13 protein-coding genes and 1 pseudogene are annotated in these 21895 nt (G+C 66.6%); 6 read left to right on the forward strand and 8 right to left on the reverse strand.

Annotated features, from left to right (window positions below; translation table 11 throughout):
• Positions 1–7: 7 nt before the first annotated feature.
• From C1A30_RS18225 to C1A30_RS18235, 3 genes are read right to left on the reverse strand one after another with little or no spacing between them, the layout of a single operon-like run.
• Positions 8–1630 (reverse strand): alkaline phosphatase D family protein, encoded by a 1623-nt coding sequence (locus tag C1A30_RS18225; RefSeq protein ID WP_101949579.1) that lies wholly within the window; start codon positions 1628–1630, stop codon positions 8–10.
• Between the two features lie 38 nt (positions 1631–1668).
• Positions 1669–2922 carry a ribonuclease D gene (locus tag C1A30_RS18230; RefSeq protein ID WP_101949580.1) on the reverse strand — a complete coding sequence of 418 codons (1254 nt, stop codon included), beginning with the start codon at positions 2920–2922 and terminating at the stop codon, positions 1669–1671.
• 2 nt (positions 2923–2924) lie between these two features.
• Positions 2925–3506 carry a DUF3000 domain-containing protein gene (locus C1A30_RS18235; RefSeq protein WP_067798456.1) on the reverse strand — a complete coding sequence of 194 codons (582 nt, stop codon included), beginning with the start codon at positions 3504–3506 and terminating at the stop codon, positions 2925–2927.
• A gap of 135 nt (positions 3507–3641) precedes the next feature.
• Between C1A30_RS18235 and hemE the strand changes: the two genes are divergently transcribed.
• Genes hemE through C1A30_RS18255 form a run of 4 tightly spaced genes read left to right on the forward strand, consistent with a single transcriptional unit; the run spans position 3642 to position 8411 of the window.
• On the forward strand, positions 3642–4691 hold the full coding sequence (gene hemE / locus C1A30_RS18240; RefSeq protein ID WP_101949581.1) for a uroporphyrinogen decarboxylase: 1050 nt from the start codon (positions 3642–3644) through the stop codon (positions 4689–4691).
• The gene (locus C1A30_RS18245; RefSeq protein ID WP_101949582.1) at positions 4688–6040 is read left to right on the forward strand and encodes a protoporphyrinogen oxidase; all 1353 of its coding nucleotides are present in this window, start codon (positions 4688–4690) and stop codon (positions 6038–6040) included. Before hemE ends, C1A30_RS18245 begins: the two co-directional genes overlap by 4 nt.
• Before the next feature lie 5 nt (positions 6041–6045).
• The gene (gene hemQ / locus C1A30_RS18250) at positions 6046–6741 is read left to right on the forward strand and encodes a hydrogen peroxide-dependent heme synthase (protein ID WP_101949583.1); all 696 of its coding nucleotides are present in this window, start codon (positions 6046–6048) and stop codon (positions 6739–6741) included.
• A 23-nt stretch (positions 6742–6764) separates the two neighbouring features.
• Entirely contained in the window at positions 6765–8411 is a 1647-nt protein-coding gene (locus C1A30_RS18255) for an NAD-dependent malic enzyme (protein WP_101949584.1), read from the forward strand.
• A gap of 336 nt (positions 8412–8747) precedes the next feature.
• On the opposite strand, the gene C1A30_RS18260 is transcribed toward C1A30_RS18255, so the two are convergent.
• Positions 8748–11678, reverse strand: coding sequence for an RND family transporter (locus tag C1A30_RS18260; protein ID WP_235009967.1), 2931 nt, complete (start codon positions 11676–11678; stop codon positions 8748–8750).
• A gap of 144 nt (positions 11679–11822) precedes the next feature.
• Between C1A30_RS18260 and C1A30_RS18265 the strand changes: the two genes are divergently transcribed.
• The gene (locus C1A30_RS18265) at positions 11823–12566 is read left to right on the forward strand and encodes a class I SAM-dependent methyltransferase (protein WP_101949585.1); all 744 of its coding nucleotides are present in this window, start codon (positions 11823–11825) and stop codon (positions 12564–12566) included.
• Between the two features lie 98 nt (positions 12567–12664).
• Positions 12665–13918, forward strand: a complete 1254-nt coding sequence (locus tag C1A30_RS18270) for an IS30 family transposase (RefSeq protein WP_235009817.1) — start codon at positions 12665–12667, stop codon at positions 13916–13918.
• A 46-nt stretch (positions 13919–13964) separates the two neighbouring features.
• Here the strand turns inward: C1A30_RS18270 and msrB are convergent, their stop codons facing one another.
• From msrB to C1A30_RS18285, 4 genes and pseudogenes are all read right to left on the reverse strand, one after another.
• Positions 13965–14378 (reverse strand): peptide-methionine (R)-S-oxide reductase MsrB, encoded by a 414-nt coding sequence (gene msrB / locus C1A30_RS18275; protein WP_101949586.1) that lies wholly within the window; start codon positions 14376–14378, stop codon positions 13965–13967.
• Entirely contained in the window at positions 14375–20590 is a 6216-nt protein-coding gene (locus C1A30_RS18280) for an AAA family ATPase (RefSeq protein ID WP_235010095.1), read from the reverse strand. Before C1A30_RS18280 ends, msrB begins: the two co-directional genes overlap by 4 nt.
• A 30-nt stretch (positions 20591–20620) precedes the next feature.
• A pseudogene (locus C1A30_RS36075) lies at positions 20621–20761 on the reverse strand (zinc ribbon domain-containing protein); the annotation flags it as partial.
• Between the two features lie 2 nt (positions 20762–20763).
• Positions 20764–21801, reverse strand: a complete 1038-nt coding sequence (locus C1A30_RS18285; protein WP_235009968.1) for an ecdysteroid 22-kinase family protein — start codon at positions 21799–21801, stop codon at positions 20764–20766.
• Positions 21802–21895: the final 94 nt, after the last annotated feature.

Raw genomic sequence — 21895 nt, forward strand, 5'->3', positions numbered from 1 at the left:
CTCGGCGTCAAGCGGTGAGCCGCACCCGGCTGACCACTTCCAGCTCACCTGACGCGGTGGGCTGCTCGAAGACGACCTCGGCGTCGAGGCCCGAGATCCGCAACACGGCGATGGTGTTGCCGAACAGCGGACCGCAGACATCGGTCCACGTGACAGGCAACGACGACGCTCCTCGACGACGCGCCCACCGCCGCATCACCGGCGCAAGCCGGTGTGACCACCCGATTTTGAACGCCGGTTTGACGTAGGGGGGCACCTTGTTGTGCACCGGCGAGCAGACGACCTGATGCACCGTCGCGTCGGACGCCGCGGCCAATTGCGCGCGCGCGACGTAACTGTGGTGGACGTCGCCGGAGAGCACGGTGACGGTCGCCGGTCCGCCGGGATGCGTTGCCACCCGGGCGATCATCTCGGTCAGCCGCACAAATGACTTGAAGAACGCCGCCCAATGCTCGAAATCGGCTGCCTGGCGGATTGATTCGGCCAACTTGCCGCGCCAGCCGCCCCGGTCGGCGGCGATCTCGTTCACCGTCTCCAAATCCGACAGCACCGGCGGCAACAGCCACGGCACCGACGAGCCGAGGATCAGGTGGTCCAGCTCGTCAAGCCCGTCGGCGGCCTGCGCCTCGAGCCAGCCGAACTCCCGCTCGCCGATCATCATGCGCATCCCGGAGTCCAGAATCCGGCCGTTGCGGCTGTCCATCATGAGGAACCGGCTGCGGCCGAGGTCCCATCGAAAGCTGAACCGGACGCCCTTGTTCGCGTCGACCTCGGCGTCCGCGCGGTCGGCCAGTTCGACCAGCGCCGGCCAGATGTCGCCGTCGATGTCGCGCAGCCGCCGGTAGTCCTCGTCCGCGGCCAGTTCCGCGGGGCTGAGGTTGCCGAGATGCTGGTACACCCAGTACGACGCCAAACCGGCGCGGATCCGGTCTCGCCACCAGGGCTGCTTGTTCATCTCCGCCCGCCACGCCGCCGATGTGTTCCAGTCGTCGCGGATGTCGTGATCGTCGAAGATCATCGCGGTGGGCACCGTCGACATGATCCAGCGGATCTCCGGATCACCCCACGAATGGCAGTACAGCTGTTCGTACTCGCCGAACGTGACGACCTCCTCGGGCGGCCGTTTCGCGTGTGTGCGCCTGCGGCCCGCGATGTGCCTGCGGGCCTCGGGCGTGAGCTCGTCGGCGTACACCTGGTCTCCGAGCAGGATCAGCATGTCCGGCCATTCATCCATCGGCTGGCCGGCCATCCGGTCGGCGTAGCAGTCGAGCGCGTCGTCGCCGAGTTCCTCGTCGATGTCGGCCACCCCGGTCTTGGGGTATCGGCAGGAGCCGAAGACGGCGCGCAACCGGTGTGCGGAGTCGCCGCCGCGCGTCCGGATCACACTCGGCGGAAACCGCGAATCAGGCGGCGGCCACACCTGCTCGCCGTCGATGCTGACCTGGTACGGGGTCGTGGAATCCTCGGCCAGGCCGGTCACCGGGACGAGGGCGTAGTGGTGACCCTGGACCTCGAATGTCCTTGCTGTGCAACCGAGCACCGTCACGGTGGCGGCCTGATCGGTCTGCACCCACACCTGCGCAGTCGTGTCGTCGACGTGTCGGAGCACGGGACCGAGAAGCAGCGCCACCGACCCAGATTAGGCACCTGCGCCGCGGGCCGGGCCCGTTACGACTGCTCGCGATCAGGATTGAGTGCCTCGGCAAGCACCGGGTCGGCGAGTTCGCGTTGCCATGGCCTGGCCCCGGCATCGCGCAGGAAGGCGTCGACCGCCGCGATGGTATCGGCGGCGGGTTGCCAGTCCCAGCACAGCCGGCGGACGACCTCGGGGGAGACCAGGTTCTCCGGTGGCACCGAAACCCGTTGGGACAGTTCGTTGAGCGCGGCTCTGGCCGCCTCCAGCCGGGCAGCCGCCTCGGGTTTGCGCCGAGACCAGCGCGACGCGGGCGGCGGGCCGTTGGACGGCTCCTGCGCCTCGGGAGGCTCCGTGGTCCTGGCGCGGGCGAGCGCGTCCAGCCACACCTGCGCGCTGCGGCGTTGCCGGGTGCCGCCGAACACCGGCAGTTCGGTCAGCTTCTCGATGGTGTCCGGGTTGACGGTCGCGGCGTTGATGATCGCCGAGTCAGGCAGGATCCGCCCGGGCGCGATGTCGCGGCGGCGGGCGATGTGATCGCGGGTCACCCACAACTCCCGAACGGCGGCCAGCGCCCGCGGATTGCGCACCTTGTGGATGCCCGACGTGCGCCGCCACCGGTCCCGTCGCGTCGGTGACGGTTCGAAGGTGCGCTCGAACTCGAATTCCTGTTCGGCCCAATCGGTTTTACTTTGTTCAGCCAACACGGCGGCGATCGCGTCGCGCAGGTCGAGCAGCACCTCGACATCGAGCGCGGCGTAGTTCAGCCAGTCATGCGGCAGCGGGCGCTTCGACCAGTCGGCCGCGCCGTGGCCCTTCATCAACTGCAGGCCAAGCAGCCGTTGCACCATCGTCGCCAGGTTCACCCGGTCGTAACCGGCCAGCCTGCCTGCCAACTCGGTGTCGTAAAGCTTCGGCGGCCGCAGGCCGATCTCGGCCAAACACGGCAAATCCTGATCGGCCGCGTGCAGCACCCATTCGTCGGTCGCCAGCACCGCTGCGACCGGGGCCAGCGTCTCGACCGGGTCCCCGCCGTGGTTCACCGGGTCGATCAGCACGCTGCCCGCACCGGCGCGGCGGATCTGCACCAGGTAGGCGCGGTTGGAATACCGAAAGCCCGACGCTCGCTCGGCGTCGACCGCGAAGGGGCCGTGGCCGGACGCCAAAAGATCTGCGGCTCTTGCGATTTCGTCGCGACTGACCGACAGCGGTGGTACGCCGTCCCGTGGCGCGAGCAGCGGTGTGGCCTCAGCCTCCTGCGCCTCGGCGGCCTGTTCGGGGTCCGCCATCGTCAGGCGCGCGTGCGGGAGCTCAGATCGGTGACACCGGCCGGCGGCAGGCCCGCAGCGTGCTCGAGCACCGCGCAGAACGCCTGCACGTGGGGGCCCAGCTCAAGCGTCGTCGCGGTCCACGAGGCGCGCAGTTCGAGCTGATGCGCGCGCGGCGGCCCGGAGATGTCGCCGAAGCGCACCGACGTGGTGGCGGTGACCGTACCGCCCAGCGCGGTGAGGTGCTCGGCCCGCGACTCGAGCGCCTCGACCAGCCAGCTCCACGCCACGTCGGGCAGCAGCGGGTCGAGGGCCTCGCTGGGATCGAGGTCGGCCTGGATGTAGGCGACCAGCCGCATGGTGCCGTCCCACGCGTCGGCGCCCTCGGGATCGTGCAACAGGATCAGCCGGCCGAACGCGTCGCCTTCGGACCGCTCGGGGACGATGGCCGTCTCAGGGTGTCTGACTTCGGCGCCCAACGCATAGCTGAACGGCGCCAGCCGCTGCGGCGGGCGAATCGGGCCGAGCTCGATTTCCGGTCGCACGGTGGTGGCATTCATCGCCGCCACCGCTTCACGGAACTGAGCCGGTTCGGCGGTGGTCATGCCGTTTGACGCTAGACCATATTGGCTGGTCTGTGCGCAGGCGCGCCGATTTTGTGCCCGAGCTGATCATGGTCTGGGCTGTTGCTGTGCCGACGTGTGAAAAGCCGCTGAACAGGCATGGCAGCATTGAGACCGATGACGAACCGCCGCACGCTGCCCGAGTCGCCGTATCTGGCCGCAGCCACCGGCCGCAAACCCAGCCGGGTGCCGGTGTGGTTCATGCGGCAGGCAGGCCGCTCGCTGCCTGAGTACCGCGCTCTGCGGGCCAAGAACACCATGATGCAGGCCTGCTTCGATCCCGAGTTGATCACCGAGATCACCTTGCAGCCGATCCGTCGGCACGGGGTCGACGCAGCAATCCTGTTCTCCGACATCGTCGTGCCGCTGCGGGCCGCCGGGGTCGAGCTCGACATCGTGCCCGACGTTGGGCCGGTGATCGAACACCCGGTCCGCAGCATCGCCGATGTGAACGCGATCAACGGCCTTGAGCCGCAACAGGTCGCACCCGTCGCGCAGGCGGTGTCGCAGTTGCTGACCGACCTGGGCGACGTCCCGCTCATCGGGTTCGCAGGCGCGCCGTTCACGTTGGCTTCCTATCTGGTCGAAGGCGGACCCAGCAAACACCATGAGCGCACCAAGGCGATGATGCTGGGGGACCCGGGAACCTGGCATGCGTTGATGACGGCGCTGACCGACATCACGATCGCGTTCCTGCAGACCCAGCTTGATGCAGGCGTGGACGCCATCCAGGTGTTCGATTCCTGGGCGGGCACGCTGTCGCTGGCCGATTACCGCAGCTACGTGCTGCCCCACAGCAGCAGGGTGTTCGCCGCGCTCGCCGGCGCCGGGGTGCCGATGACGCACTTCGGGGTGGGCACCGCCGAATTGCTCGGCGCCATGTCGCAGGCAGGCGCAACCGTGGTGGGAGTCGACTGGCGAACGTCGCTGACCGACGCCGCCGCCCGCGTCCAACCCGGCACCGCCCTGCAGGGCAACCTCGACCCCGTCGTGCTGCTTGCCGGGTTCGACGTGGCCCAGACCGCCGTGCGCGCCGTCGTCGAGGACGGTCGGCGCGCCGTCGACGCCGGTGCCGCCGGCCACGTGTTCAACCTCGGCCACGGTGTACTGCCGGGCACGGACCCGTCGGTCATCACCGACGTCGTCGCGTTGGTGCACTCGCTATGACAACGTCGTATGCCGTTGTGGGGGGCGGGATTTCGGGTCTGGTCGCGGCCTACCGGCTGCGGGTCGCCTGGCCCACCGCGACCATCACCGTGTTCGACCCTGCCGATCGGCTGGGGGGCGTGCTGCGCACCGAACGGATCGGCGGCCAGCCGCTGGACGTCGGCGCCGAGGCATTCATCGCGCGACGGCCCGAGGTGCCTGCGCTGCTGGCCGAACTCGGCCTGGCACACCGGCAGATCGGCACCACCGGAGTCCGGCCGCTGATCTACAGCCAGCAACGGCTGCACCCGCTGCCTGCGGCCACCCTGCAGGGCATTCCGTCGCAGCCGCAGGCGCTGGCGGGGCTGGTCGACGACGCCACGATCGGCGTGATGCTCGACGAACCCAACCGGCCGTTCGTCTGGCAGCCAGGCGCCGACCCGTCGGTGGCCGACCTGGTCGGGGACCGATTCGGCGGCCAGGTGGTGACTCGGTCGGTGGATCCGCTGCTCGCCGGGGTGTACGCGGGCTCGGCAGCCACCATCGGCGTGCGGTCCGCGGTTCCGACGCTGGCCGCCGCGCTGGACCGGGGGGCAAGGAACCTGACCGAGGCGGTGCGCGACGCGCTTCCGCCGCCCTCGACGGGGTCGGTGTTCGGTGCCGTCGAGGGCGGATACGCCGTCCTGGTCGACGAGCTGGTGCGCCGGGCGGGCATCCAGTGGGCTCAGGTGACCGTGGAGCGGGTCGACCGGGCGCCGCGGGGCTGGGAGTTGGTCGACGACGAGGGGCAACACTGGCCCGCCGACGCGGCGGTGCTGGCCGTGCCCGCGCCGCGGCTGCCGCGGCTGATCGAGGGGGTGGCTCCGCGAACGGCGGCCGCCGCGCGCCGCATCGAGGTGGCCTCCACCGCGCTGGTGGCGTTGGGCTTGCCAGGCGGAACCCCGCTGCCGGAACAGTCCGGCGTGTTGGTGGCCGACCGGAATCCGGTGCAGGCCAAGGCGATTACGTTGTCAAGCCGCAAATGGGGGCGGCGGGGCAACGTCGAACTGGTTCGGCTGTCGTACGGCCGGTTCGGCGACCAGGTGGCCAGGAATACCGGCGACGAGGACCTGTTGGAGTGGGCGTCGCGGGATCTGGCCACGGTGTTCGGGGTCACCGTCGAACCGGTCGACTGCCATGTGCAGCGCTGGATCGACGCGATGCCCCAGTACGGGCCCGGCCACCAGCACGTGGTGGCCGAACTGCGGGCCGGTCTGCCGCCGACGCTGGCGGTCGCGGGCGGCTATCTGGACGGCATCGGGGTGCCCGCCTGCGTGGCCGCCGCCACACGGGCGGCCGCGTCGCTTGTCACCGCGCGCGTGGCACGATAGACCGTATGGCCAAGCTGGATTTCGACGAGCTCAACGCGACCATCCGCTACCTGATGTTCTCGGTGTTCGCGGCGCAACCGGGCGTCCTCGGAGACGACCGCGGGGGCGTGGTCGACGAGATGACGACGTTCCTCAAACAGCAGGAGGAGCGCGGCGTCGTGGTCCGCGGCATCTACGACGTCGCGGGCATGCGCGCCGACGCCGACTTCATGTTCTGGACCCACGCCGAGACGGTGGAGGCGCTGCAGGCGACCTATTCGGACTTCCGGCGGACCACCGCGCTGGGCCGGGCCAGCACGGCGGTGTGGAGCAGCGTCGCGCTGCACCGCCCTGCCGAGTTCAACAAGAGCCACATTCCCGCGTTCCTCGCCGGTGAGGAGCCCGGCAACTACGTCTGTGTGTATCCGTTCGTCCGGTCCTACGAGTGGTATCTGCTGCCCGACGAGGAGCGCCGCCGCATGCTGGCCGAGCACGGCATGGCCGCCAGGGGTTACAAGGACGTGCGGGCAAACACGGTGCCCGCCTTCGCACTCGGCGACTACGAGTGGATCCTGGCGTTCGAGGCGCCCGAGCTGTACCGCATCGTGGACTTGATGCGCGACTTGCGGGCCACCGACGCCAGGCGACACACGCGCGAAGAGACCCCGTTCTTCACCGGTCCCCGCGTCGGGGTGGAAGAGTTGGTCAACAAACTCCCGTAACTTCTCCGCCGGAAGGACTCCAGTTGTCTGAGGCCAAGACTGGACGAGACTTGCTGTTCGACGCGTTGCAGACCAAAGGAACGGCATTCACCCACGAAGAACGGCGCAAGTACGGACTGCTGGGACTGTTGCCGACCGCGGAAAAGACGCTGGAGCAACAGGTCCAGCACTCGTGGAACGAGTTCTCCACTCGCCGTGAGGGTCTCGACAAACACATCTACTTGCGCGCGCTGCAGGACCGCAACGAGACGTTGTTCTACCGCCTGCTGCGGGACAACATCGCCGAGACCATGCCGATCGTGTACACCCCGACCGTCGGTGAAGCATGTCAGCGCTTCAGCGAAATCTATCGGCGGCCGCGGGGGCTGTTCGTGTCGTACCCGGATCGGGCCGAACTGCGTGAGGTGCTTCGCAACCGGCCACATCGCGAAGTCGACGTGATCGTGGTGACCGACGGGCAACGCATCCTTGGCCTCGGCGACCAGGGCATCGGCGGGATGGGCATCCCGATCGGGAAGCTGTCGCTGTACACGCTGATCGGCGGAATCGACCCGGCGCGCACACTTCCGATCGTGCTCGACGTGGGCACCGACAACGTCGAATTGCTGGAAGACCCACAGTATCTCGGGTGGCGGCACCGGCGGATCGACGACGACGAGTACTACGCATTCATCGACGAATTCGTCGAGGCGGTGCACGACGAGCTACCCAATGTGCTGCTGCAGTGGGAGGATTTCGCGACGGCGCACGCGCTTCCGATTCTGCAGCGCTACCGCGACAAGTTGCTGACGTTCAACGACGACATCCAAGGCACCGCGGCCGTGACGCTCGGTGCGTTGCACGGCGCAGCGAAGGTGGCAGGCCGCCCGGTGTCGCAACAGCAGGTCGTGATGCTGGGCGCGGGTTCGGCGGGCATCGGCGTGCTCGACATGGTGCGGCGCGAGATGGTCGCCCAGGGTCTGTCGGAAGCCGAAGCAGCCGAACGGATCTGGGTGGTCGACGTGGTGGGATTGCTCACCGACGACCGCACCGACCTGTCCCCGGAACAACGCAAGTTCGCGAAACCCGCGAACGTCGTCGCAGGCTGGGGTCTGTCCGGCCCAGCGCAACTGGCCGACGTGGTTCACCACGTCGACGTCGGGGTACTGCTCGGGTTGTCCACGGCTGCAGGGGCTTTCACCGAAGACATCGTGCGTGAGCTCGCCGGCAAGACGGAGCGGCCGATCATCTTCCCGTTGTCGAACCCCACCAGCCGCGCCGAAGCGCACCCGGCGGAACTGGATGCGTGGACTGACGGGCGGGCGTTGATCGCCACGGGTTCGCCGTTTGCTCCGCTGCACCGCGACGGGGTGGAGCGGCCAATCGCCCAGTGCAACAACGTCTATATCTTCCCGGCGATGGGCCTTGCCGTCACCGCGGCGCAAGCCACCCGGGTGACCGACGAGATGATGCGTGTCGCCGCAGCCGCACTCGGCGACGAATCACCCGCGCTGGTGGATCCACACCTGCCGCTACTGCCCGCCTGGGCGGACGTCCCCGCGGTGGCGGTCCGGATCGCGCATGCAGTGGGACTGCAGGCGATCGCCGACGGAGTGGCTCCGCATCGCACTGCCGAACAACTCAACCAGCGAATCGCTGAGGTTCGGTGGATCCCGGAGTATCGCAGCTGAATTTGCTACGGCGTTGTTGCACAGCGCCTTAGGGCTTCCTGAACGCTGTGAACGGTGCGCATAGTCGATTCGCATCCCGCCGTCAGGGTGAGTCCAGTTTTGCGGCGTTGACTGGAATTACAGTCAACGAGGGGAGCAAGACAGCGATGAAGCTCAAATCGGTTCACCGATTGCGGTTGTGTGCCGCGGTGGTTGGTAGCGGCGCCCTGATCGTGCTGGGTGGCGGGGCGGTGATCTACACCCAGGGCGCCGACGTCACCGCGGCCGGAAACTCAAGCGCCGCCACCACGTCGACGCCGCCGTCGAAGCCGGCGATCACCAAGGCGGTGCCCGCCATCACCGGCCCTGCGCCCCTGTACGCGGGGGAGGGACCTGACTCGAACCCCCAGGCACCAATCCCGTAGCCCGCGCGCGGGCCAACCGCCTCATCCGCGCCGACATCGGTTGCGACCGGACCCGCTGCGGCCACCAGAACCACGGGCCGAGCAGCGCCGCAATCGACGGTGTCATGAAGGCGCGAATCACCAATGTGTCGAACAGCAGCCCGAGGCCGATGGTGGTGCCGATCTGGGCGACAATCACCATGGCGCTCACCGCCATCGACATCATGGTGAAGGCGAAGACCAGTCCCGCAGCGGTGACGACTGAGCCGCTGCCGCCCATGGCGCGGATGATGCCGGTGTTGATCCCGGCAGGGATCTCTTCCTTCATTCGCGCCACCAACAGCAGGTTGTAGTCCGCGCCGACGGCCAACAGGATGATCACCGCCATCGCCATCACCATGAACTCCAGCTGGATGCCCAACAGGTGCTGCCAGAACAACACCGACAGGCCGAACGACGCGCCCAGCGACAGCACCACGGTGCCGACGATGACGGCCGCGGCCACGACACCGCGCGTGATGAGCAGCATGATGATGAAGATCAGGGTCAGCGCGGCGACGCCTGCGATCATCAGGTCGTATCGGTTGCCGTCCTCCATGTCCTTGAATGTCGATGCGGTGCCGCCGATGTAGACCTGTGAGCCTTCCAGCGGGGTGCCCTTGATGGCCTCGAACGCGGCATTCTTGATGGCGTCGATGCGCTTGATGCCGTCGGCAGACAGCGGGTCTTCCTCGTGGGAGATGATGAACCGGACGGCGTGGCCGTTGGGGGAGATGAAGTTGTCCATCCCACGCTGAAAGTCCTTGTTCTGGAAGATCTCTGGCGGCAAGTAGAAGGTGTCGTCGTTCAACGAGTCGTTGAACGCGTCCCCCATCGCGGTCTGGTTCTCGTTCATCTCGTGCTGCTGATCCTGCATGCTCGACTGGCTGGACTGCATGCTCAGCATCATGTCGCGCGCGTTCTTCATCGTTTCGATCGTCGGCGGCATCGTCGCGATCATCTGCGGCATGAGTGCGTCGAGTTTGTTCAAGTCGGGCAGCAGACCCATGAAGTCGTCGGTCATGGTGTCGACGCCGTCGAGCGCATCGAAGGTCGACCGCAGCGACCAGCAGACCGGGATGTTGAAGCAGTGCGGTTCCCAGTACAGATAGTTACGAATCGGCCGGAAGAAGTCGTCGAAATCGGATATGTGGTCCCGCAATTCGGCGACATCGACGGCCATCTGGTTGGACTTGCCGACCATGCTGTGTGTCGTCGCGCTCATCTGTTCCATCAGCACGATCATCCGGTCCATCGTGTCGACGGTCTTCTGCATGTCGTTGGCCTGCACCTTCATCAGGGCCATCACGTTGTTCATGTAGTCGCGGTTCATCTCCTGGAAGGTGCCGCTCATGCTCATCTGCGCCGGAATCGTGCTGAACTTGATCGGCTTGCCCTCGGGCCGCGTGATCGCCTGCACCCGGCCGATGCCTGGCACCTTCGTCACAGCTTTGGCGATCCGCTCGATCACCAGGAAGTCCGCCGAGTTGCGTAAGTCGTGATTGGTTTCGACCAGCAGCATTTCGGGGTTCATCCGGGACACTGGGAAGTGCCGTTCTGCCGCTGCGAAGCCCTGGTTGGCGGGCAGATCGGCTGGCAAATATTTGCGGTCGTTGTAGCTGGGTTCGTAGCCGGGAAGGGTCAGCAGGCCGATCAGCGCGAGGAAGACCGTCATGGTCAGGATCCACCCCGGCCATCGGACGATGGCCGCCCCCAACCGACGCCAGAATCGGATTCGCATGGCGCGCTTGGGTTCCAGCAATCCGAACCGGCTTGCGACGGTGATCAGCGCGGGGCCCAGCGTCAGCGCCGCGAACACACCGACGACCATGCCGACCGCGAGCGGGACACCGAGCGTCTGAAAGTAGGGCAGCCGGGTGAACGACAGGCAGAACGTCGCGCCCGCGATCGTCATACCCGAACCGAGCACCACATGGGCGGTGCCGTGAAACATCGTGTAGAAGGCCGATTCTCGGTCCTCGCCGACTGTGCGTGCCTCCTGATATCGGCCGATCAGGAAGATCGCATAGTCGGTGGTGGCCGCGATCGCAAGCGTCACCAACAACTGGGTGGCGAACGTCGACAGCCCTATCAGGTCGTGATAGCCGAGGAACGCGACCACACCGCGGGTCGCCGACAATCCCAGCATCAGCATCAACAGCACCAGCACGACCGTGAAGATCGAGCGGTAGAAGAACAGCAGCATGGTGATGATGACGAGGATCGTGACGATCTCGATGGTGCGGATGCTGCTGTTGCCCGCCCGCTCCTGATCGGCCTGCATCGCGGGACCGCCGGTGACGAAGACCTTGACGCCGGGCGGCGGGGGCAAACTCTCGACGAGCTTTTGCACTGCGGCGACCGACTCGTTGCCGAGCGCCTCGCCCATGTTGCCCGCCAGGTAGACCTGCACGTAGGCGGCCTTGCCGTCCTCGCTCTGCGCACCTGCCCGCGTCAGCGGGTCACCCCAGAAGTCCTGGATGTGCTGCACGTGTTTCTTGTCGGCCCGCAGCTTGGCGATCATCTCGTCGTAGAAGCGGTGCGAGTCCGGGCCGAGAGGCTTGTCGCCCTCGAGCACGATCATGGCCGAGCTGTCGGAGTCGAACTCCTCGAAGACCTTGCCGATCCGCATCATCGCGGCGACCGACGGCGCTTCCTTCGGAGACATCGACACCGACCGCATCTCGCCGACGACCTCGAGCTGCGGCACGGCCACGTTCAGGAAAACGATCAGCGCGAGCCAGCCGAGGATGATCGGGACCGCCAACCGGCGGATCCACTTCGCTATGCCGTGTCGCGGTGGCTTGGCCGCGGCGGGTGCGGGGGCGATAGTCGGAGTGCTCAACACCGTCCTTGGGGGTTGGTTTGGGCCTAGTCAACCAGATCCCGTGCCATATTAGTTAGCTCCATTTCGGACCGTTCGAGGCCGGTCGGCGGCCGATTTGCGCTCTGACCGGCGCGTTAAGTTAGTCGGCCTATCCTCGGCGGCATGACTGCTCCGTCAGATCCGAACCGCTTCGACGAGATGTATCGCGACGAGCGGACGTCGCACGGCCTACCGGCCGCCACGCCGTGGGACATCGGCGGGCCGCAGCCCGTCGTGCAGCAACTGGTGGCGCTCGGCGCGATCAAGGGCGAGGTGCTCGACCCCGGCACCGGGCCCGGCCACCACGCGATCCACTACGCATCGAAGGGGCTGTCGGCCACCGGCATCGACGCATCGCCCGCGGCCATCGAACGCGCCAGGCAGAACGCCGCCAAGGCCGGCGTTTCGGTCGACTTCCGAGTGGCCGACGCCACCAAGCTCGAGGGTCTCGACGGTCGGTTCGACACCGTCGTCGACTGCGCCTTCTATCACGTGTTCAGCGACGCGCCCGAACTGCAGCGGTCCTATGCGCAGGCCCTGCACCGGGTCACCAAGCCCGGCGCGCGGCTGTTCATGTTCGAGTTCGGCGCGCACAACGTCAACGGCTTCAAGATGCCGCGGTCACTGTCGGAGGACGACTTCCGCCAGGTGTTGCCGCCCGCGGGGTGGGAGATCACCTACCTGGGGCCGACGACGTATCAGGGAAACATCAGCCTGGAGACGTTCGAGATGATGGCGGCGCGCAACCCGGAGGCGGCCGAGCAGATAGCTCCGCTGGTGGAACGCATCCGTGTCATCGAACCGTGGTTGACCGACGGGCGGATGCACATGCCGTTCTGGGAAGTGCACGCCGCCCGCGTCGACTGACCCGCAGCCCCCTATTGCCGCGAACGTTCCGTACCGCTCGAAATTTCGGCCTCAGGTTCAAGGGGTGATTGCAACGGCTCCTAGCTGAGGAGTTGTTGATGCGTCCGTCGCGTTATGCCTGTGTTGGTCGTCAGTTCTGGGGTCATGTCGGCGATGGCACGTCGGTGGTGGAGGCGGCGCAGGCAGTCGGTGTGTCGGTGCGCACCGGCTGGCGCTGGTTTGCCGATGCTGGCGGGGTGAGACCCAAATTTCCTGATGAGACCGGTGTGCGGAAGTGGTCGCGGCTGGGCGAAGACGAACGTAACGAAATTCAAGACGGCATTGCCAGAGGGGAAAGCATTCGGCAGATCGGCAGGCGGCTGGGCCGCCCGGCCTCGACGGTCATGCGTGAGATCGACCGAAACGCGTTCTGCCGTGGACGATATCGTTCGCGGTACCGGTTCGGGGCGCAACGGCACGGCGGCTGGGATGCCACGCCGAGGTATCGGGCCGGCGTCGCACAGGCGCGTGCTCACGCGCGGGCTCGACGCCCGAAACCGCGCAAGCTGGCCACCAATGAACGGTTGCACCTTGAGGTGCAGAATCGGCTGCTAGACGACCACAGTCCTCAACAGATCGCCAACCGGCTGCCGATCGAATTTCCCGACGATGCGGAGATGCGGGTGTCCCACGAGACCATCTATCAGTCGATCTACGTGCAGGGTAAAGGAAATCTGCGCCGTGAGCTGCACAAATGTCTACGCACTGGGCGGGCGTTGCGCAAGCCTCAACGACGCGGTAACCAGCGCCGAGGGCAAATCCGCGACATGGTCAACATCAGCGAGCGTCCACCGGAGGTCGAAGACCGTGCCGTACCCGGCCACTGGGAAGGTGACCTGATCATGGGTAGCACCGCATCGGGTTCGGCGATCGGCACCGTGGTCGAACGCATGACTCGGTTCGTGCTGCTGCTGCATCTGCCTGACGACCACGGTGCCCTGGCAGTGCAAGAGGCCATCGTCGCGAAAATGGCTCAGCTGCCGGCGATTCTGCGTAAGACACTGACCTGGGATCAAGGCAAAGAGATGGCCAATCACGCCGCTATCGCCGCAGCGACGGAATTAGATATCTACTTCTGTGATCCGCACTCACCATGGCAGCGCGGGACCAACGAGAACACCAACGGACTGCTGCGCCAATACTTTGCTAAAGGCACCGACTTGTCGATCTTCCCGGCAGACTATCTGGACTACGTCGCCGCCAAGCTCAACAACCGGCCCCGGCAAACCCTGAGCTGGAAGACCCCAGCCGAAACCCTCGACGAACTACTCTCAAACCCGTCAAAACCACCCGCTGTTGCAATCACAGCGTGAAACCGCCGGCGGAAATTCGAGCATTACGGAACGTTCGGCCCTGGGATTAGGTCGCCGGGACCAGCCGCAGCGAGATCGAGTTGATGCAGTAGCGCTGGTCGGTGGGCGTCGGATAGCCCTCGCCCTCGAACACGTGGCCGAGGTGGCTGTGGCAGTTGGCGCACAGCACCTCGACGCGATGCATGCCTAGCGAGTCGTCGGCGCGCAGGATCACCGCGTCGGAGTCGGCCGGGTCGAAGAACGACGGCCAGCCGCAGTGCGACTCGAACTTCTCGCTGCTGCGGAACAACTCGGCGCCGCAGGCCCGGCACTCGTAGACGCCTTCGGTCTTGGTGTCGGTGTATTCACCGGTGAAGGGCCGCTCAGTGCCGGCCTCGCGAAGGACGTGGTACTCCTCGGGGGTCAGCTTGTTGCGCCACTCGTCGTTGGTGAGCTGCAGTTTGGGGGCCGGTGTGGTCATGACTCAACGCTAGCTCGCTTTGCGACATAGGCGAATGCCGCGGCCTCGTCCGTCACGTCGAATTCACGCTTTAGGGTCATCTGTGAGTTGCGGAACTCGACCACAATGAGCCGCGTCCACGTATAGGGCTCGCCGTCGCGGCCGACGGCCTCGCGCTCGATGCGGTTGACGCAGCACGCGGACGATACCCACAACAGGGCTGAGAGCCATGTTCGCGACATGGCGGCTGTGGCCGCCGAGCTGTTCAAGGTGATTAGCCACTCGGTCTGGGCCTCACCCGCTTCGGCGAAACCTGCACCCTCGCCCGCGTAATAGCGACGCTCCAGCTCCCGATAGGCGCCTTCGAAATCGTCGTCGTCAAAGCGGCCCTCGTAGACGAACCGGCCATGCTCGTCGACCTCGTGCACGATCAGATACGACGTCTCGAACCCGGAGTCGTTCGACCAGCGAGTCCAGCCGAGATGCAGGCCCTCACCCCGGACCGCGAGGCTGCGGCCCTCGAACCGGTCGTACTGCTCCAAGATGCGCTGCTGGGCCGTCCGTACGTCGTCGATCGGCGGGCCGCCGAGCCGCCGTCGGTCGTCATACGTGAACTGCTCGGCATACATAGCGGCCGCGGCGGCGCTGTCGCGCGCTTGCATCCGCCGTTTCGCGGCATCCCACGTCAGCTTGGCCCGATTCGTGACTGCCAACCGGCATGCGGTGGTCCGCGCCTTTTCCTCAGCGTAGGCGAACGCCGCCTCTTCGTCGTCGATGTCGAATTGGCAGGAGAACGCCAATCGGCCGTCGCGTGCCTCGGTCACGAAGATCCGCGTCCAGCTGTACTCTTCACCGTCTTTGCCGACGGCCTCGCGTTCCTGCCTGGACACGAAGCACGTCGGCGAGAGCGGACACACGGCCGAACTCCATGTCCGAACCGACGCCATCATCTCAGCGAGCTGTTCCAGACTGGCGCAAACTTCGGCGAGCGAACCATCTGAAAACGCCGAACCGGACCGGTTCTCCAGCCACGCGTCCGGCGTTGCGAGCTCACCTGTGAGCCGGTCGAACTCGCCTCGATTCAATGCCACCATCCACTCGGTTCGCAAAGCCCCCGACTCGGCGAACGCCGCGCCTTCGCCCGCGTGATAGCGGCGTTCGAGTTCGCAGTAGGCGCTTACGAAGTCGTCCTCGTCGAAGCGGGCCTCGTATTCGATGCGTCCGTCGTCATCGATTTCTTGGACATGCAGATGGCTCGTCGCGTTTCCGGCATCATCCGCCCAGCGGCTCGAGAAGAAAAGCAGACGTTGCCCTCGAACAGCGATCGTCCTCATCTCAAAGTGATTATATTGAGCAAGGATTCGCGCCATCGCTGCGCGAGAGTCGCCGAGGGGAGCGCCGGCCAGTCGTCGGCGGTCGTCATAGGTGAATCCGTCGGATAGGCACTTCAGCGTGGCTTCCAGATCGTTGGCGTTCATCGCCGCGACCAATGTTCGCATGGTCCGGCTCGCCCGGTTGGCGACCGTTAGTCTGCTGGTGCTCGCCCGCATCAGTTCGTCGGCGTAGGCCAACGCCGCCTGCTCGTCGTCGATGTCGAATTGGCACAAGGTGGTCGCTTGACCGTCGCGGATCTCGCTGACGTAGATCCAAGTCCACCTGTACTGCTCGCCGTCTCGGCCGAGGGCCTCCCGCTCAGAACGGGTGACACAGCAGGTTGGTGACAGCCAGCAAATGACGGAATGCCATTGCCGCGCGCGCGTGACCATCGAAGACAGTTCCTCGATGCTGGCGCGGAACTCTGCAATCGAGCGATCGGGAAAGACTGACTGCGAACGATTCTCGAAACGCATACCGGGCGTCGTGAGTTCTTCGAGCATTCGGTCGAAATCGCCTCGGTTGTAGGCCATCACATAGTCAGTGGCCACGGCGCCGGCCGCGGCGAATGCCGCGCCCTCGCCTGCGTAGTAGCGGCGTTCGAGTTCGCGATAGGCGCTCTCAAAATCGTCCTCGTCAAAGCGGCCGTCATAGACCACCCGGCCGTCGCCGTCGAATTCGTGCACATGCAGATACGTCGTCTGGTTGCCCGTGGTGTCCGACCAACGGCTCCAACTCAGTTCGAGACGTTCGCCGCGCACAGCCAGTACCCGCATCTCGAAATCGCTGTACTGGTCCAGGACACGCGCGACGGCCGCACGCATGCCTGCGTGGTCTGTTACCGGATCACCGGCGAGGCGACGCCGATCTTCGTACACGAACTGGTCCGCGTAGATCGCCATCAGCGCATCGATGTCACGGTTCCGCATCGCCTGCCAGGCAAGCTCATTGGTTCTACTGGCCCGATTGGTCATCGCCACCCGCGACCTCGACGCTCGGACCCGCGCCTCGGCATATGCGAACGCCGACGACTCGTCGGTGACCTCGAACTCGCACATCGACCCGAGTCGGCCCTGACTGACCTCGATCACAATCAGCCGTGTCCACGCGAATTTCTCAGCGTTTGGCCCGACGGCCTCCCGATCGACCCGAGTGACGGCGCAGGCAGGCGACAGCCAGCAGATTGCCGACGTCCACATGCGGGCAGAGGTGACCATCTCATTGAGTTGTCCGAAGGCCGCCCGCAGGTCGGTCAGTGAGCGGTCGGGAAAGCCAGACATAGTGCGGTTTTCCACGCGCATGTCCGGTGTCAGCAACTCACCGAACACCCGGTCGAAGTCGCCGGCGTTGATGCGCATCGTGACTTCCGTCGAGGCGGCCGTTCCTGTCGCGAATTCTGCGCCTTCGCCTGTGGCATAGCGACTTTCGAGCTCGCGGTAGGCGCCTTCGAAGTCGTCCTCGTCGAAGCGGCCCCAATAGTCGACCTGCTCGGGATTGTCGACCTCGAACACGTTCAACGTCGTCGATTCGTTACCGGCGTCATCGGACATGTGGATCCAGCGCAACTCGAGGCGCTCGCCACGGACGGCCAGTGTGCGCCACTTTATGTATGGGTACTGGTCGCGAGCGCGCTCGGCAGCCGCGCGTATCCCCGAGACACCCATCACCGGGTACCCGCCGAAGCGCCGCCGGTCGTCATAGGCGAAATGGTCCGAGAAGTCGGCGACCGCGCCGTCGACGTCGCCAGTGCGGTACGCCTGCCACACCGCATCGAGTTTCTCGCTTGCCCGATTCCGCACCGCCAGTCGCGACGCCGCCACCGGTTCGACACTCAGAGGGGCGGCCTGGTCGACGGGCCGGCCCAGGCCTGAAGCGACTTCCTTGGCTGCGTACAACCGGTCAGCGTCCGCACGGGCAACGCTGCTGCCCTTGCCATCTCCGGCAGCCTCGAGCACGCGACTCAGCACCAGGCAGGCCTCGGCGTGGTCGAGCACCAGGTCGGTTCCCGCGGCGACGGCCACCGCATCGCGCGCCATCACGGCGGCCTCATCGTACCTGCGCTGGGCGGCGAGGATCTCGGCGCGCGCTGCGCGCCAGGCGATCGCGGTCTTCAGGTTGCGGCCCGCGAGGCGCTCGCTTTCCGTGGCGTACCGGTCGGCTTCGTCGACCCGACCCTGCGCCAGCACAGATCGAGCGAGCAACGCCGCGGCCTGGCCGGCGTCAGCGCCGACGCCGAGCGCGTCCAGACCTTCCAGGGCGGTCCGGAAGTGGGGCTCGGCGGCGACGAAGTCGCCCTGCATCGACTCGATGATGCCGGCGAACAGTTCGGTTTCCATCAGCCCGTGCCGCAGGCCGAGGTCGGCGACCACCTGGCGGGCGTCGGCGAGCATCGTGCGCGCTTTGTCCGGCCGACCGCGCAACATCTCCAGCACCGCAAGGCACCGCAACGACGTGGCCTCCAGTGAGGGTGCGGCCGTTGTCATTCGCTGCATCCGGACCACGTCCAGGCACCGGCCGCCCGCCTTCGGCACCGGGCTTGGCCCCCACAGCGCCGCGCTGGGGGCGGCGCCCAACGCGGCCGTGATCTGTCGATGATCCGCACTTCGCCGCGCCGCGATGAGCGCTTCGAAGAGGTCGACCTCGCAATCGCCGATCCGACCGAGACGGGCCCGTGCGCCGGCCCGGACGCGATGCGCCTTGGCCAGCCCCGCTGCATCGTTGCGGCGGCCGAATTCGTCGATCGCACTCTGCAGGCGTTCGTCCACCTCGAGCAACCGCTCGGGCTCGGTGTACACCAGGAACTGACACCGGTAGCAGATTGCCCACGGCGCCAACGTATCTCCGGATATCCGGTCCAGTTCGTCGACGAGCGGCGCTCCCGCCGCCACGTCGCCCGCGGACAGGAAGGCCTCGCAGCCGATGAGCAGCAACTCGGCGTGCACCGCGTCGTCGGCGGCCGCCAGCGCTGCGCCTCGGGCGGCCTGAGTTCCGGCCGACACCAATTCGTCGCGGTCGAGGGCACGTCTGGAGGAAACGGCGTACCGACGGGCGGCGCGCAACGCGAGCTCGCGGCAATGCGCCTGCGGCGAGCCGAGTTCGGCTCGATACGAGTGTGCGGCCTCCAGATGCCGGGCGATCATCTCGTCGGCGTCGAAAGCCGCGCTGGGCCCGCCCGCATCCACCCAGTCGGCAAGCCGCTCATGCAGATCCGCTCGGTCCGACTTCAGGAGCCGACGGTAGGCGACGTCCCGGATCAACACGTGGTGGAAGCGCCAAACCGGCTCGTCACCGATGTACGACCCGCTCGGTTGCACCAGCTCGAGTAGACGAAGCCGGTTGAGCGACAACATGACTCCGCGCAAACCGCCGGCGAGCGCGCCGACAGCCGCGGGGGAGAAGTCGCTGCCGACCACCGACGCGACTTCGAGGATGCGCCGATCGGTGGCGTCGAGGCGTTCCAGCCGCGACGCCAGCAGCGCCTGAATGGTCGGCGGAATGGAGATGGCGTCGACATCGATGGTGAGCCGCCACCCGCTCGGCTGTTCGACGAGCACTCCGTCGTGTACGAGCATGCCGATCAACTCGCGGAGGAACAGCGGATTACCACCGGTCGACGACGGCAGCCTTCCCAGGAGGTCGCTCGGTAGGGCGGTCGTTCCCAGCACCTTGACCACCAGTTCCGCGGTGTCTGCCGCGTCCAGGCCGTCGAGATGGACCGCTTCTGCCACCCACCGGCTGGCGGTCACGAGATCGGGTCGCATCTCGCGAAGCTCGGGCCTGGCGAGGGCCAGCACCAGCACGGGCGTCTCCTGCACCCACTCGACGAGATGCTCGATGAAGTCCAGCAGCAGGGCGTCGGCCCATTGGATGTCGTCGAAGACCACCAGCACCGGCGCGTCAGCGGCCAACACCTCGATGAGCCGGCGCAGCGCCCAGAAGTTCTCTTCGACCGAGCCCGCTACACCGGTGGCCAGACCGTTGAGGTCGCGCAGGAGTCGGTCGCGCTCGGGAATGTCTGCGGGAACATCGCTTTTGAGATCGTGGTCGCGGAGCGTCTCGATCAGCGGGGCGAGCGCGACCGTTCCTTCGATGTCGCAGCGCGCCTCGACGACACGGGCGTCGCTTCGAGCCGCGATGAACTCGGCGGCCAATCGGCTCTTGCCGACGCCGGGATCGCCGACGACGGTGACCATTCGCGCCGCGCGTGCAGTGATGGCGTCGTCGAGGACGGCCACCAGTCGCCGCATCTCATCGGACCGTCCGACGAACGGCGCGGTGTCGGTCTCCGAGCGGCGGCCGAGCCATCGGTACACCGCCACCGGCGCGGTGCGGCCCTTCACCGGCACTTCGCCGAGCGCTTCGTAGGTGTGCCGGCCGCGGGTCGAGCGCCACGTCTCCTCACCGACCACGACGTGGCCGCGCGGACATTCGGCCTCCAGTCGGGCGCCGACGTTCAGCGCATCGCCGACCAGGTCGGCGTCGCCGGCCCCGACGACGACCTCCCCGGTGTTCACGGCGACGCGCAGCGCCAGGTCGACACGGTGGGTGGCGGCCACCCGCTCGGCAAGGTCGACGAAGCGCTCCTGCAGATCGACCGCGGCTTCCACGGCGTGGGCGGCGTCGTCGGGTCCGATCTCGGGGACGCCCCAGACCGCCATGAACCCGTCGCCGATGTACTTCGTGACGCCGGCGCGGTGCCGTCGCGCGGTCGACCGCAGCAGGTCGTGGTAGCGACCGATGACTTCGCGGGCAGTTTCGGCGTCGACTTTCTCCTCGAAACCGGTCGACCCGGCGAGATCGGCGAACATGACGGTCACGGTCTTACGTACCGGACCCACATCCGGAACATCCTGTGCCACGGTGCTTTCCAGGGGCGCTCCGCAGCCGCGGCAGAAGCGGGCGGTCGCGCTGGCCTCCACGCCACATGTCACACAGACGCGGGCCATTGACGCGCCGCACCCCTCGCAGTACCGGGCGTCCTCTTCATTGGCGGTACCGCATGCCGCGCACCGACGGCGCTGTTCGACCATGGTCAGTCCGGCCTCAGCGAGAAGCCGTCGTGGTCCTCGATCGCCGTGACGGCGCGGTCGAGCATCGAGTGGAGCAGATTCAATTGGCGGTCGTTGGCGATGTCGATTCGGCCAGCGCCGATCACCGGATAGCTGAAGCACCACGCGGTGGCCAGCCGGTAGTCGTGACGCAATTGTTCTGCAGGGTAACCGATTCCGTGCTCAGCAAGACGCTCGGTGTACCGTTGCAGCAGCCGGTCCTCGCAGCTGCGCCTGGTATCGGCGGTGAGGCTCTGGCTCAGGAAGTAGCCGACGTCGTAGGCGCCGCGACCTTTCGCGGTGAGCTGCCAGTCCAACGCCGTCAGCGGTGGGTCGTCGGCTTCGACGGCGAAGAACAGTTGGTCAAGCCGCAGATCGCCGTGCAGGAAGGTGCGCGGCGGACGTGTCAGCTCGGTCAGTAGCCACGGTATCAGCGACGGCATTCGCTCACCGAAATCCCGTGCTGCAGAGGATAGTTCGGCTCCGACGCGGTCGAGGAAAACCGGCCAGCCCGCCGTGAAGTTGCTGACCGCCACTTCCGGGAACGGTCCGGTGTTGTACGGCGTCAACCAGGACAGCGACTCCAGGCGATCGTTGTGCCACCAGTGGGCGTGGTGTCGGGCGATGGCGTCGATGACGATCTCGGCGTCCGCCGCGGCGCATCCGACGGTCTGGTCGGCGGTCCGAAGCCTCTGCAGGTCTTCGAGCACCAGGACGAAGTCGTGCGTGGCGTCGTCGAAGGCTGCGAAATACGGCCTTGCCGGCGGTAGCGGATTCGCAGTGCCGATCTGTTCGTAGAACCGCACTTCGCGTAGATAGAAGTCGGCCGCTTCGCAGATGTACTTGCGGGCTCGGGTGTCCAGCGTCGGCAGTTTCACGACAACCGACGCCGGCAGGTCGGGGTCGCCGTCGAGATGAGCGCGGAACAACCGGCCGAGTAGTCCGATGCCGATCGCGATCTGCTCGACTTCGCACGCGCGGACGTCGGCCTGTAACGCGTCGCTGAGCCACGCAGGCGTCATGGTAAGGGGATCGACGGGAATAGTCGGCATACGCATCGCCCCCCTTGCGGCGCCCCCCAAAGCGAATCAATCGTACGAGATGACGGGGCCATCG

It is taken from the genome of Mycobacterium sp. 3519A, from assembly GCF_900240945.1.
GTDB lineage: Bacteria > Actinomycetota > Actinomycetes > Mycobacteriales > Mycobacteriaceae > Mycobacterium.